Below are 13,025 nucleotides of genomic sequence, written 5' to 3'. Positions count from 1 at the left end.
TCGGTGCCGAGACGTTTGTTCCGTCGATCCTCGGGGGTCAGTCCTCCGGCGAACCGGGCGCCGTCTTGGAGACCGACATGAGGAACTCGATGTTGTTCTTGCTCTTCTTCAGTCGGTCGATCAGCAGATCGATCGCCTGGTGCGAGTCGAGCCCGGAGAGCACCCGACGCAGCTTGTGCAGCACGGCCGCCTCATCGGGACTGAGCAGGAGCTCGTCCTTGCGGGTGCCCGACGGATTGACGTCCACCGCCGGGAACACGCGCCGCTCGGCGATCTTGCGATCGAGCTTGAGCTCGGCGTTGCCCGTGCCCTTGAACTCCTCGAAGATCACCGTGTCACCTGTCGAGCCGGTCTCCACCATCGCCGTGGCGATGATGGTGAGCGATCCACCGTTCTCGATGTTGCGCGCGGCACCGAGGAAGCGCTTGGGCGGGTAGAGCGCCGTGGAGTCGACACCACCGGACAGGATGCGACCCGAGGCCGGCGAGCTGTTGTTGTACGCACGGCCCAGACGCGTGATCGAGTCGAGCAGCACCACCACGTCGCGGCCGTCCTCGACCAGCCGCTTGGCGCGCTCGATCGCCAGCTCGGCGACCGAGGTGTGGTCGCCCGGCGGGCGATCGAAGGTGGAGGCGATGACCTCACCCTTCACGCTGCGCTGCATGTCGGTCACTTCTTCGGGACGCTCGTCCACGAGCACGACCATCAGGTAGCACTCGGGGTTGTTCGTCGCGATGGCGTTCGCGATCGCCTGCAACACGCTGGTCTTACCCGCCTTGGGCGGGCTCACGATGAGCGCACGCTGCCCCTTGCCGATCGGCATGACCAGATCGATCACGCGCGTCGTCAGGATGTTCTGCGTGGTCTCGAGGCGCAGCCGCTGATTCGGGTACAGCGGCGTCAGCTTGTTGAACTCCGGCCGCTTGCGGTTGCCGTCCGGCGGCGCACCGTTGACCGTGTCGAGACGGACCAGCGGGTTGAACTTCTGCCGGGAGTTGTTCTGCTCCCCCTCGCGGGCCACTCGCACGGCACCGGTCAGTGCGTCACCGCGACGGAGGCCGTTGCGGCGCACCATGTTCATGGAGACGTACACGTCGTTCGGTCCCGCGAGGTATCCCGAGGTCCGGACGAACGCGTAGTTGTCGAGCACGTCGAGAATGCCGGCGACGGGCTGCACGACGTCGTCGTCGCGCAGTTCGGGCTCGCGCTCACGATCACGCTGGTTGCCGCCGCCCTCGGGAGCACCGTCACGATCGCGCCCACGGCGACGCTCGCGGAAACGACGTCCCCGCCTGCCGCGGCCCTCGCCGTCCTCGTCGTCGCGGGGACCGTTGTCACGAGGCCCGTTGTTGCGGTCACCCTGGTTGCGGTCGCCCTGGTTGCGATCGTTTCGGTCGCCCTGGTTGCGATCGTTCCGGTCGCCCTGGTTGCGGTCGCCCTGGTTGCGATCGTTGCGGTCGCCCTGGTTGCGATCGTTCCGGTCGCCCTGGTTGCGATCGTTCCGGTCGCCCTGATTGCGCTCGCCCTGGTTGCGATCGTTGCGGTCGCCCTGATTGCGATCGCCCTGGCTGCGGCCCTGGCGCTCGCGGCGCGGCCGGTCCCCGTTCTGACGATCACCCTCGCCCTGGTCGCGGTCGTCGCCACCGTCGGTGCGGGTGGTCTCGGCCGGAGCCGTCGTGGTGGACGCTGCCGCGTCGGTCGACTGGTGCGCGCGGCCGTCCTGCGCAGGCGCAGCGTCGTTCTGCGACTCGGCGGCGGTGTCGGTCGACTCCGCGGCGCCGGCACGGCGGGTCGCTCCGCGACGGTTCCGCGTGCGACGCGGGCCGTCGGGGTTCGCGCCGTCGGACGCTGCACCGGCGGAACCCGAGGTGTCGGCGCTGGGGGTACCGGCGTCGGAGCTGGAGGCGCCGGCGCTCGCACCGTCGGCTCCGGAATCCCGAGGGGCCACGGCGTCGGACACACCGGCGGACGGTGCGTCCGACGTGGCGGCGGGCGCGGACCGGCTCACGCGGGGTGCGCGCGACGGTGCCTCGGTGGCAGCCGCGGACGCGGGCACCTGCTTGGCCTCGATCGCGGACACGAGGTCGCCCTTACGCATCCCGGAGACACCCTTGATGCCGAGTTCGGACGCGAGTCCGCGCAGCTCGGTGAGCACCATCCCGGAGAGTCCGGCACCGCGGCGCGACGTGCGCGGGCGCGTGTCGGACTGGGTCGCCGGAGCAGCGATAGATTCCGTATCGGTCACGGAGGTCCTTTCCTTCCCTCGCGCGCCTGGTGCGCAGATCGAGGGTTCGTTCCGCCGTTCGACTCTCGTGTCGAACTCGGATGCCGCGTACGTTCGCGTCGTGCAGAAGAGCGAAGGCTGTTCCAGGATGCGACTTCCCTGGCGGCCGTGGCGCGCCGATCGACGACGGCGGCACCGCTGGAGCTCGAGGCCGGGAAGTAATGCCCTGGAGAAATCGGCGCGCTGACTGCGCACGATGTACGGACGCGTACCACAATAGCCGTGATGCGAGGTACGGGCAAGAATGTCCGCGTCAGCGCGTCGTGACGCCGTCCGCGATCTCCAGCTCCAGCACCGTCATCCCGTCGTCCCCGGCGCGGTCGGCCAACTCGCGCGCGATGCTCGCCGTTCCGAGCACGAGCACGGTGGGTCCGGCGCCCGAGACCGTCGCGGCGTGCCCGTGTGCGCGCAGGGTCTCGACCCATCGCGACGTCACCGGCAGGGCGGAGGCCCGGTAGGGCTGGTGCAGGCGATCCTCGGTGGACACCATCAACAGATCGGGTCGCGTCGTCAGGGCCACGACCGCGAGCGCGGATCGACTCGCGTTGAACGCGGCGTCGCGGTGCGGAACGAGGTCGGGCAACAGTCCGCGCGTGTGCGCCGTGGACGACCGTTCGGTCGGGATGAGCACCGTCGCACCGATGTCCGGGTGCACGTCGAGACGGGCGGCCGCATAGGCCCGCGGCCCCTCCGGCGGGCCGGACTCGCGGCTCCAGGACACCACGGCGCCGCCGAGCACGCTGGCCGACGCGTTGTCCGGATGACCCTCGAACTCGGCGGCCAGCTGCACCATCTGCTCGGGCGACAACGCGAGAGCCGGATCCAGGGACGCCGCGAGGCAGTTGGCCGCGGCGAGCCCACCGACCACCGCCGACGCCGACGAGCCGAGGCCGCGAGAGTGAGGAATCCTGTTGTGGCAGCGTACTTTCAAGCCGTCCGCCCACACGCCGGCCGACTCGAGACCACGCTCGATCGCTCGCACGACGAGATGCGACGGACCCCACGGAACCTCGCGCGCACCCTCACCGTCGACCTCGATGTCGAGCCCGGACTCCGCCACGGTGACGACGACGTCGTCGAACAGACCCAGGGCGAGCCCCAGTGTGTCGAACCCTGGTCCGAGGTTGGCACTGGAGGCAGGCACGCGGGCGTGCGCCACCGTCCCGGTGGTGAGTGTCCTCGTCACGTCGGCCGGCCCGGCCACTATGCCGACTCGGGAGCAGCCGGGTTCACCGACGACCCTGGCGCCACAGTCGATCCCGCGATCGAGATCCCGATCATTCGGACGTTCCCTCGAGTCGGAGAACACTGGTGACGGCGGTGACGATGTCGAGTTCCTTCAGCGCGTCCACGGTGGCCGCCAGAGCCGAGTCCTTGGCGCGGTGCGTGACGACGACGAGACGGGCATGCTTGCTCGCGCCCTCCTGGCGCACCGTGGAGATGCTGACGTCGTTCTTGGCGAACTCGGCCGCGACGGCGGAGAGCACTCCGGCGCGATCCGCGACCTGCATGTTGACGTGGTACCGCGTGGGGGTGTCCCCCATGGGTGCGACGGGGAGCTTGGCGTACGTCGACTCGCCGGGTCCACGGCCGCCGTAGAACTTGTTGCGCGCCGCCATCACCAGGTCGCCCATGACGGCGGACGCGGTGGGAGCGCCGCCCGCACCCTGGCCGTAGAACATGAGCCGTCCCGCGGCCTCGGCTTCGACCACGACGGCGTTGAAGGCACCCGACACCGAGGCGAGCGGGTGCGACAGCGGTACGAGCGACGGGTAGACGCGGACGGAGATGCGGTCGTTGCCGTCGTCGTCACTCACACGCTCGCACAGCGCGAGAAGCTTGACGGTGCAGTCGAACGCACGCGCGGTGGCGATGTCCGCCGCGGTGATCGAGGAGATCCCTTCGCGGTGTACGTCGGCCGAGGTGACCCGCGTGTGGAACGCGAGCGAGGCCAGGATGGCGGCCTTCGCCGCAGCATCGAAGCCCTCGACGTCGGCCGTCGGATCCGCCTCCGCGTATCCCAGCCGTCCCGCCTCCGCGAGCGTGTCCGCGTAGTCCGCACCCGTCTCGTCCATGGCCGAGAGGATGAAGTTCGTCGTGCCGTTGACGATGCCGATGACACGGTTCACCCGGTCGCCGGCGAGAGACTGCATCAGCGGCCGGACCACCGGAATGGCCCCTGCCACAGCGGCTTCGAAGTACAGGTCGGCGCGGTGGCTCTCGGCGGCGTCGGCCAACTCACCGGTGTACTCGGCGAGGAGTGCCTTGTTGGCCGTGACGACCGACTTGCCGGCGTTGAGCGCGGCGAGGATCAGTTCGCGGGCCGGCTCGATGCCGCCGAGCACCTCGACCACCAGGTCGACGTCGTCGCGCGCGACGAGTGCGCGCACGTCGGTGGTCAGCAGGTCGGGGTCGATGCCGCGGTCCTTGCCGATGTCGCGCACCGCGACTCCCCGCAGCACGAGCGGCGCACCGACGCGGGCGGTGAGATCGGTGGCGTGATCGAGCAGGATGCGCACGACCTCGCTGCCGACGTTCCCCATACCGAGGACGGCGACGCCGATCGGCTTGTCCACGGGACTGACGAAGGCCGCGGCCTCCGACGACACTGACGATTCTGGAGCGGTCACCGGTCTACCTCCAAGCTGAGCAGGTCGTCGAACGTTTCGCGGCGGAGTACCAGCCGCGCTTGCCCGTCCCGCACGGCGACGACGGCCGGACGGGGCAGAAGGTTGTACCGCGACGACATCGAATAGCAGTACGCACCCGTCGCGCCCACGGTGAACAGGTCACCGGGACCGAGATCCTCGGGCTGCCACGTGTCGCGGATGACGATGTCGCCACTCTCGCAGTGCTTTCCGACGATCCGGGCCAGAACGGCCGGAGCCTCCGACGTACGCGACGCGAGGCGGCCGACGTACTCGGCCTGATAGAGCGAGGTCCGGATGTTGTCGCTCATGCCCCCGTCGACGCTGATGTAGCGGCGCGTGTGGGTGCTGTCGACGGTGACGTCCTTGACGGTGCCCACCTCGTACAGCGTCACGGTGCCCGGTCCCGCGATCGCGCGTCCGGGCTCCACTGCCAGTGTCGGAGTAGGGATCCCGGCGGCCGCCGACTCGGACTCGACGATGTGGGCGAGCTTGGCGGCCAGATCCTGCACGGGAGGCGGGTTGTCCCCCGGCACGTAGTGGATGCCCATGCCGCCGCCGAGATCGACCACGGTGATCTGCGAGGTCTTCTCGGTGCCGAACTCGGCCTTGATGTCGCGCAGCAACCCGATCACGCGGTGAGCCGCGAGCTCGAACCCGTCGACCTCGAAGATCTGGGATCCGATGTGCGAGTGCAGGCCGACGAGGCGCAGATTGTCGGTCTCGAACACCCGACTGACGGCCCGGAGCGCGCTGCCGTCGGACAGGCTGAAGCCGAACTTCTGGTCCTCGTGGGCGGTGGCGATGAACTCGTGCGTGTGTGCCTCGACCCCGACGGTGATGCGGATCAGGACGTCCTGCACCGTTTCCGCCGCGGCAGCGACCTCGTCGAGCCGGTCGATCTCGATCATCGAGTCCAGCACGACGTGCTCGACACCGGCGCGCACTCCCGCCTCCAGTTCGGCCCGTGACTTGTTGTTGCCGTGCATCGCGATCCGGTTCGCCGGGAAGCCCGCGTTCAGTGCGATCGCCAGCTCGCCGCCCGAGCACACGTCGAGGGACAGCCCCTCGTCCGCGACCCAGCGAGCGATCTCCCCACACAGGAAGGCCTTGGACGCGTAGTGCACCCGCTCGGGGGCACCGAACGCCTCCGCCATCTCGCGGCAGCGCGACCGAAAATCGTCCTCGTCGATGACGAACAGCGGCGTGCCGTACGTGGCGGCGAGTTCCGTCACCGGAACACCGGCCAGCGTCACGACACCGTCGTCACCACGAGCTGCGTTGCGGGGAAACACCTTCGGATGAAGGTCCGTGAGTGCCGCGCTGTCCGCCGGACGCTCCGGCGTGCCGGGGCCCGACTGCTCGGCGTGCCGCGGCCCGGCGGGATGCGCGCTCACATCTTCTCCGGTGCACTGACACCGAGCATGGCCAGGCCGTTGGCCAGGACCTGCCGGGTGGCGTCGCCCAGGGCGAGCCGCGCTGTGTGGACGGGCATCGGATCCTCGTCTCCTCGGGGAAGTACTCGACACGCTCCGTAGAACCGGTGATAGGCACCCGCCAACTCCTCGAGGTACCGGGCGATCCGGTGGGGTTCGCGCAGCCCCGCCGCACTGACGACGACGCGGGGGAACTCCCCGACGGTACGGACGAGGTCACCTTCCGCGGCATGGGTCAGCAGAGCGAAGTCGGGATCCGCGGCGGAGACGCCCAGCTCCTCGGCACCGCGGGCGAGAGAACACAACCGGGCGTGGGCGTACTGCACGTAGTACACCGGGTTGTCGTTGCTCCGGCTCGCCCACAGCGCGAGATCGATGTCGATCGACGAGTCGACCGACGACCGCACCATCACGTACCGCGCGGCGTCGATCCCGATGGCCTCCACGAGGTCGTCGAGAGAGATCACCGTGCCCGCACGCTTGCTCATCTTCACGGCGACACCGTCGCGGACGAGGTTGACCATCTGACCGATGAGCACCTCGACGGTCGCCGGATCGTCGCCGAAGGCTGCGGCAGCGGCCTTGAGCCGACCGATGTAGCCGTGGTGGTCCGCGCCGAGCATGTAGATGCACAGGTCGAACCCGCGAGATCGCTTGTCCTGGAAGTACGCGATGTCGCCGGCGATGTACGCGGCGTTGCCGTCGCTCTTGACCACGACACGATCCTTGTCGTCGCCGTACTCGGTGCTGCGGAGCCACCAGGCCCCGTCCTTCTCGTACAGGTTGCCCGAGGTTTTCAGCGTCTCCACAGCGCGCTCGACCGCGCCGGACTCGAAGAGCGAGTTCTCGTGAAAGTACACGTCGAAGTCGGTGCCGAACTCGTGCAGGTCCGACTTGATCTTCGTGAACATCGCGTCGACGCCGAGGGCTCGGAACACCTCCTGCCGCTCGTCGTCGGGCAGACCCATCACGTCCGGTCGCTGCGTGACGACGGCCGCGGCGATCTCGGCGATGTACTCGCCCGCGTAGCCGTCCTCCGGAGCGGGCAGACCCAGCGCCGAGGCGACCAGCGAGCGTGCGAACCGATCGATCTGCGCGCCGTGATCGTTGAAGTAGTACTCGCGGGTGACCGCGGCACCCCGCGAGGTGAGGATGCGCCCCAGGGCGTCGCCCACCGCGGCCCAGCGGGCGCCGCCCAGGTGCACGGGACCCGTGGGGTTCGCCGAGACGAACTCCAGGTTGATCGAGGTCCCGGTGAGCTCGTCGGACCAGCCGTAGCGATCGTTCTCGCGCTGCACGCGCTCCACGATGGCGCCCTGAGCGGACTTCGCGAGCCGGATGTTGAGGAATCCGGGACCGGCCACGTCGACGGCCTCGACAGCGTCGGCACCGGCCAGAGCGTCCGCGAGCCAGGTCGCCAGGTCGCGGGGGCTGACGCCCGCCTTCTTGGCCACCTGCATCGCGACGTTGGTCGCGTAGTCGCCGTGCTCGGGGTTGCGCGGGCGGTCCACCGTCACCGTCGCGGGCAACACGGCAGGATCGAGTCCGTGCTCGGTGAGCACGGCCGCTGCGGTGGCATGCAGCAGTTCGGCGAGGTCGGCGGGAGTCACGGGGCCTTATCCTATGGTCTCGCTGCACAGCACCCCGACCGCGGTCACCGGTGGGTCCGACGGGAGCGCTTCAGCGAGGGCTCAGACTCCCTCCGTACAGTGGGGCTGCCTCGAGTAGGCGGCCACTCATCTCCTCGATCGAAAGAGCGCTCCGACCATGCCAAGCGGTTCCGACAAGAAGTCAGCCAAGGCCATCAAGGCTGCCAGCAAGACCGGCACCCGGAACAAGGGTGGTGTCCCCTCCAGCGTGGGATCGGGCAAGCGGCGCCAGATCCCGTGGCTGACGGTGGCGGCATCCGTCGTGGTCATCGCGCTGATCGGCGCCCTGGCCTGGAACCTGGTGCCCAAGTACCAGGACCGCGCCGAGGCGCAGCGCTTCGCTCCCACCGAGGAGAACCAGGACCCGTCGACCGGCATCGACGGCGTGGTCACGCAGGACTATCCCGCTGCGCTGCACGTCACCGGCTCGCAGCGTGTCGCCTACGACCAGTCGCCGCCGTTCGGTGGCCCGCACGACCAGGTGTGGGCCAACTGCATGGGCACGGTCTACCCGGACGGTCTGCGCACCGAGAATGCCGTGCACTCGCTCGAGCACGGCGCCGTCTGGATCGCCTACAACCCGGACGACCTGAGCGAGGACCAGATCTCGACGCTGGCCGCCAAGGTCGAGAACCAGCAGTACATGCTCATGTCCGCCTACCCCGGACTCGACTCCCCGATCTCGCTGCAGTCGTGGGGCCACCAGCTCAAGCTCGACAGTGTCGACGACCCCCGGATCGACCACTTCATCGCCGCACTCCGCCTGAACCGCTACGCCTACCCCGAGGTCGGCGCGAGCTGCTCCACGACGCCGGAGACCTTCGACCAGGACAACCCGCCGCCGTTCGACGGCAGTGCACCGGGCCCCGACGCGGTGCCGATGAGCGGCGAGGGCCTGACCCCCGACGCCTCCGAGACGGGTGCGGGTCAGCTCCCGGGCGGGCTGGGCCTGCCCACCGACGGCCTGCCCACCGACGGCGCGGCAGTGCCCACACCGTGAGCGTGACGACGGAGGAGCGGCCCACGGCGCAGCGGAGTCAGCGGTCGGCGCTGCTGGTCCTGGGCGCGGTGGCCCTGCTCGTCATCGGGTTCGCCGTCGGCTTCCTCGCGCAGACCCCGTTGCGGGACGATCCGGCACCCACACCGGGCGCCGATTCGGCCGACGTCGGGTTCTCGCAGGACATGACCGTGCACCACAACCAGGCGATCGAGATGGCGACCATCGCGCTCAGTGGCGCCTCCGATCCGCTGGTCAAGAATCTCGCGTACGACATCCTCACGACACAGCAGAACCAGGCCGGGCAGATGCAGGGCTGGCTGGCGCTCTGGGACGCCGCTCCGTTGCCGACGGGCGGCTACATGGGCTGGATGACGGAGGACGGCGGACACTCCATGTCCGGCTCGTCGATGTCGTCCATGTCCGGGTCCGGCTCGTCCACCGGTCCCGTGCAGACCATGCCGGGTATGGCGAGCACGCAGGACATGACGGCGCTGCGCGCCGCCACCGGTCCGGCACTGGACGTGCTGTTCCTCCAGTTGATGCTGCGCCACCACGAGGGTGGTCTGCCGATGATGGAGTACGGCGCGGTGCATGCGGAGACGCCCGCGGTGCGCAATCTCGCGCAGACGATGGTGAACACCCAGACCTCGGAGGCTCAGCTGATGACGCAGATGCTCACCGAGAAGGGTGCTGCTCCGCTCTGATCGCGTGATGCGCTACTGTTGGCACCGCCCGAAACGGCACATCGGAGTTCGCTCCGGTGCGCCCCCGTAGCTCAGGGGATAGAGCGTCCGCCTCCGGAGCGGAAGGCCGCAGGTTCGAATCCTGCCGGGGGCACCCCTCACTCGCCCGGTGCGAGCACCGTCAGTCGTTCGCCAGGAGCGCCGTCATCACGGCGTCGGCCGTCAGCCGGGCCGTCGGTTTCCTCGCAGGCGCCAGGTCGTGTCCCGCTGCCTCGATAGTCACGATGGTCACCGCTCCCCCGATCCGCGCCGTGTGCTCGCGCAGTTCGTCGCCGGTGGCGAACGGGTCCCGCGAGCCGTGCACGATCACGGTCGGAGCGGCGATGCCCGGGAAGTGCTCGGTCCGCAGGGTGTCCGGCTTCGTCGGCGGGTGCAGCGGATAGGACAGTGCGAGAAGAGCGTCCGCGATGTCGGGGTCCTCGGCGAGGAGCATCGAGGCCTGACGGCCGCCGTACGAGTGACCCCCGACGATCACCGGTCCCCGCGCATCCAGCGCCCGCACCGCGGCGGCGATACCGGCACGATCCGCGGCGGCGCCCGCTCGGTTCGGAGGGCCCTTGGGCCGAGCCTGACGAAACGGGAGATCGATCCGCGCCGTCAGTACCCCACGGTCCGCGAGCTCGTTGGCGACGGCCACCAGAATCGCTGCGTCGCAGTTGCTTCCCGCACCGTGGGCGAGCACGGCCGTCGCGACGGGTGCGCCGGCAGGTTCGTGGACGACGCCGTGGATCCCGTCGGCTCGCCACTCCCGCGCCGTTCCCTCCGTCATGCCGCGACCGTAACGCAGAACGGGCACCGACCACAGCGGTCGATGCCCGTTCTTCTCGTGCGTCCGGTGTCAGGGAACCTGCGTGAGCCCCACCGTCGGGAAGAACGCGCAGGTCTTGCCGTCGTGCGAGACCTGGCCGAAGATCGCCGACAACACGGTGCCCGAGCCCGTGGCGACGGGTGCCAGGCGCACACCGGCGTTGGGGAACTTCGAGAGGTTGTTCGTCAGCAGGTCGCGTCCGATGGAACGGAACGGCTCACCCAGTGGCTCGATGATCTCCGCGAGGACGACGTCGGTGAGACCACCCATGTCGGCGAAGCCACCCTTCAGCGTGTTGACGTTGAACCACGCCACCTGCATGCCGGACTTGTTCGCACCGTCGTTCACGATGCCGCCGGGCGCCGGAACGAAGGCGTACAGCGTCTCGCCCGGATCGGCGATCGTGGTGTCGATCCCGGGCAGTGTCGGAATGGTGACACCCGGCACCTTCGGCGTGTACGGGCCGGGAGCCGAACCGGCGACCGCGGGCACGATGCCGAGCGGCGCACCCGGGAGCGCGGAGCAGTTGATCGCGGCCGTCGGGTAGAAGAACGGCGTGAGACCGAAGCCGCCGAGCAGTCCGTTCGCAGCGTCCAGCAGCGCCAGCGGGTTCGTACCGGCGGGCTCCGCGACATCGACCGACGGTGCAGCACCCAGCACGGCGCGCGCCGCCTCGAGGGCGACGTCCCCCGGCTCAGCGGATCCCTCGAGAGTGGCCAGCGCCTGCTGGAACGGGTCCGGAGCGGGTGCCGGATCGGCAGAGGCGACGGCCGGCAGCGCGAGCGCTCCGGCGCAGGCGATGGCCAGGGCGGCCACCGTTCGACGAGGCCGACGGAATGTACGCATGCATGCTCCTGAATGGCTCGGGGTCGACGATCTCGGGATCGAGATGCGCGTGCGGTCCCGTGGGAACCGTGTGGTCCGATTCGATCACGGGTTTCGTCAGGTCACGGTCGTCGAGACTGCATTGATACCAAAGTGTCGCATGATGCAGATGTGACGGATGTGGCGATCGACTCGGTCGTGCGCCGAGTCGATCCACCGTGCGAACGTGGGAAGATCGACCCATGTCGTCAGCGCCGAAGCTTCCGCTGGACCCCATCGCGGAAGCTCACCGTCAGTGGATCCGCCACGGATGGTCGGACGCCGCCGACGGCATGGCCGCGGTCACGTCCATCATGCGCGTCCAACAGATCATGATGGCGCGCGTCGAAGAGGTCCTCAAACCCACGGGGCTGACCTTCGCTCGCTACGAGTTGCTCACCCTGCTCACCTTCACGAAGACCGGCGCCCTGCCGATGGCGAAAGCCAGCGCACGCCTGCAGGTCCATCCCACCTCGGTGACCAACGCCGTCGACAGGTTGGAGAAGGCGGACCTGGTCACGCGGGTACCGCACCCCACGGATCGCCGCACCACACTCGTCGAGATCACCGAGGCAGGACGGCAATTGGCGGTCAAGGCGACGGAAGATCTCAACGACCGCGTGTTCGGGCTCCCCGGAGTCGCGGGTGCGGATCTGGACAGACTGGTGTCCATCCTCGCAGGGGTCCGGCGGCGCGCCGGGGACTTCGACGACGAGGACACGTCCGGCTGGTGACAGCAGAGATCCGGTGCCACTCCCCTCGCTCGGGCGAGGAGTGTCGCACCGGATCTCGGTACGGCCGGATCAGCGGTGGCGGAACACCGGCTGACGCTTCTCGGTGAAGGCGGTCATGCCCTCGGTCTGATCGTCGGTGGCGAACGTCGAGTGGAACAAGCGACGTTCGAACCGAACACCCTCCGCCAGAGTCGATTCGAACGCCCGATTCACGGCTTCCTTCGCCATGACAGCGATGGGCAGCGACTTCGCGGCGATCGTCTCGGCCGTCTCCAGCGCATCGGCGAGCAGATCGGCCGCCGGCACGATCCGCGACACGAGCCCTGCTCGCTCCGCCTCCTCGGCGCCCATCTTGCGGCCGGTCAGACACATCTCCATGGCCTTGGCCTTGCCGACGGCACGGGTCAACCGTTGGGAGCCACCGATTCCGGGGATCACCCCCAGAGCGATCTCCGGTTGGCCGAACTGAGCCGTGTCCGCTGCGATCAAGATGTCGCACATCATGGCCAGCTCGCAACCCCCACCGAGGGCGTAACCCGCCACGGCGGCGATGGTCGGTGTGCGCACTGCGGCGAACGCGTCCCACTCGGAGAAGAAGTCCTGCGTGTAGACCTCCATGTAGGTCTTGGACTGCATCTCCTTGATGTCGGCACCGGCCGCGAACGCCTTCTCGGAACCGGTCACCACGATCGCCCCGATCGCCGGATCACGATCGAACGCCACGGCAGCCTCGACCACCTCGGTCATCAGCTGAGAGTTCAACGCGTTCAGCGCCTTCGGCCGGTTCAGCGTGATGACGCCGACGCGGCCCCTGGTCTCGACCGTGATCGTCTCGAATTGCTGCGTCTCCACTTTCGGC

11 protein-coding genes and 1 tRNA gene are annotated in these 13,025 nt (G+C 69.0%); 4 read left to right on the top strand and 8 right to left on the bottom strand.

What is annotated here, in order from left to right; all coding sequences use genetic code 11:
• Positions 1-37: 37 nt before the first annotated feature.
• From rho to argS, 5 genes are all read right to left on the bottom strand, one after another.
• On the bottom strand, positions 38-2,245 hold the full coding sequence (gene rho / locus QRN16_RS03925) for a transcription termination factor Rho (protein WP_285184667.1): 2,208 nt from the start codon (positions 2,243-2,245) through the stop codon (positions 38-40).
• 292 nt (positions 2,246-2,537) lie between these two features.
• The gene (gene thrB / locus QRN16_RS03920) at positions 2,538-3,470 is read right to left on the bottom strand and encodes a homoserine kinase (RefSeq protein ID WP_056448591.1); all 933 of its coding nucleotides are present in this window, start codon (positions 3,468-3,470) and stop codon (positions 2,538-2,540) included.
• 91 nt (positions 3,471-3,561) lie between these two features.
• The gene (locus QRN16_RS03915) at positions 3,562-4,914 is read right to left on the bottom strand and encodes a homoserine dehydrogenase (RefSeq protein ID WP_155957165.1); all 1,353 of its coding nucleotides are present in this window, start codon (positions 4,912-4,914) and stop codon (positions 3,562-3,564) included.
• Positions 4,911-6,329 (bottom strand): diaminopimelate decarboxylase, encoded by a 1,419-nt coding sequence (gene lysA / locus QRN16_RS03910; protein WP_285184666.1) that lies wholly within the window; start codon positions 6,327-6,329, stop codon positions 4,911-4,913. The genes QRN16_RS03915 and lysA overlap by 4 nt, the downstream gene beginning before the upstream one ends.
• Positions 6,326-7,978, bottom strand: coding sequence for an arginine--tRNA ligase (gene argS / locus QRN16_RS03905; RefSeq protein ID WP_285184665.1), 1,653 nt, complete (start codon positions 7,976-7,978; stop codon positions 6,326-6,328). Before argS ends, lysA begins: the two co-directional genes overlap by 4 nt.
• A 157-nt stretch (positions 7,979-8,135) precedes the next feature.
• On the opposite strand from argS, the gene QRN16_RS03900 reads away from it, so the two are divergent.
• The 3 genes from QRN16_RS03900 (at position 8,136) to QRN16_RS03890 (ending at position 9,854) form a co-directional block, all read left to right on the top strand.
• Positions 8,136-9,017, top strand: a complete 882-nt coding sequence (locus tag QRN16_RS03900; protein WP_027507233.1) for a thioredoxin-like domain-containing protein — start codon at positions 8,136-8,138, stop codon at positions 9,015-9,017.
• A 2-nt stretch (positions 9,018-9,019) separates the two neighbouring features.
• Complete coding sequence (locus QRN16_RS03895) at positions 9,020-9,721, top strand: DUF305 domain-containing protein (protein WP_502943977.1); 702 nt, start codon at positions 9,020-9,022, stop codon at positions 9,719-9,721.
• Between the two features lie 60 nt (positions 9,722-9,781).
• Positions 9,782-9,854, top strand: a tRNA-Arg gene (locus QRN16_RS03890).
• Between the two features lie 27 nt (positions 9,855-9,881).
• Here the strand turns inward: QRN16_RS03890 and QRN16_RS03885 are convergent.
• Both QRN16_RS03885 and QRN16_RS03880 read right to left on the bottom strand, forming a co-directional pair.
• On the bottom strand, positions 9,882-10,529 hold the full coding sequence (locus QRN16_RS03885; protein ID WP_285184663.1) for an alpha/beta hydrolase family protein: 648 nt from the start codon (positions 10,527-10,529) through the stop codon (positions 9,882-9,884).
• Between the two features lie 69 nt (positions 10,530-10,598).
• On the bottom strand, positions 10,599-11,414 hold the full coding sequence (locus tag QRN16_RS03880) for a hypothetical protein (RefSeq protein WP_056448478.1): 816 nt from the start codon (positions 11,412-11,414) through the stop codon (positions 10,599-10,601).
• 221 nt (positions 11,415-11,635) lie between these two features.
• On the opposite strand from QRN16_RS03880, the gene QRN16_RS03875 reads away from it, so the two are divergent.
• A complete protein-coding gene (locus QRN16_RS03875) occupies positions 11,636-12,166 on the top strand; it encodes a MarR family winged helix-turn-helix transcriptional regulator (protein ID WP_027507237.1) in 531 nt (176 codons plus the stop codon).
• A 69-nt stretch (positions 12,167-12,235) separates the two neighbouring features.
• On the opposite strand, the gene QRN16_RS03870 is transcribed toward QRN16_RS03875, so the two are convergent.
• On the bottom strand, positions 12,236-13,018 hold the full coding sequence (locus tag QRN16_RS03870) for an enoyl-CoA hydratase (RefSeq protein WP_027507238.1): 783 nt from the start codon (positions 13,016-13,018) through the stop codon (positions 12,236-12,238).
• Between the last annotated feature and the right edge of the window lie 7 nt (positions 13,019-13,025).

It is taken from the genome of Rhodococcus sp. MEB041 (assembly GCF_030208955.1).
Lineage (GTDB): Bacteria > Actinomycetota > Actinomycetes > Mycobacteriales > Mycobacteriaceae > Rhodococcoides.
This window is presented reverse-complemented; position numbering and strand designations above follow the sequence as displayed.

Coding starts and splice junctions, on each gene's coding strand:
- QRN16_RS03885 (WP_285184663.1), bottom strand. CDS start 10,529: ATGACGGAGGGAACGGCGCGGGAGTGGCGAGCCGACGGGATCCACGGC.
- QRN16_RS03875 (WP_027507237.1), top strand. CDS start 11,636: ATGTCGTCAGCGCCGAAGCTTCCGCTGGACCCCATCGCGGAAGCTCAC.
- QRN16_RS03900 (WP_027507233.1), top strand. CDS start 8,136: ATGCCAAGCGGTTCCGACAAGAAGTCAGCCAAGGCCATCAAGGCTGCC.
- QRN16_RS03880 (WP_056448478.1), bottom strand. CDS start 11,414: ATGCGTACATTCCGTCGGCCTCGTCGAACGGTGGCCGCCCTGGCCATC.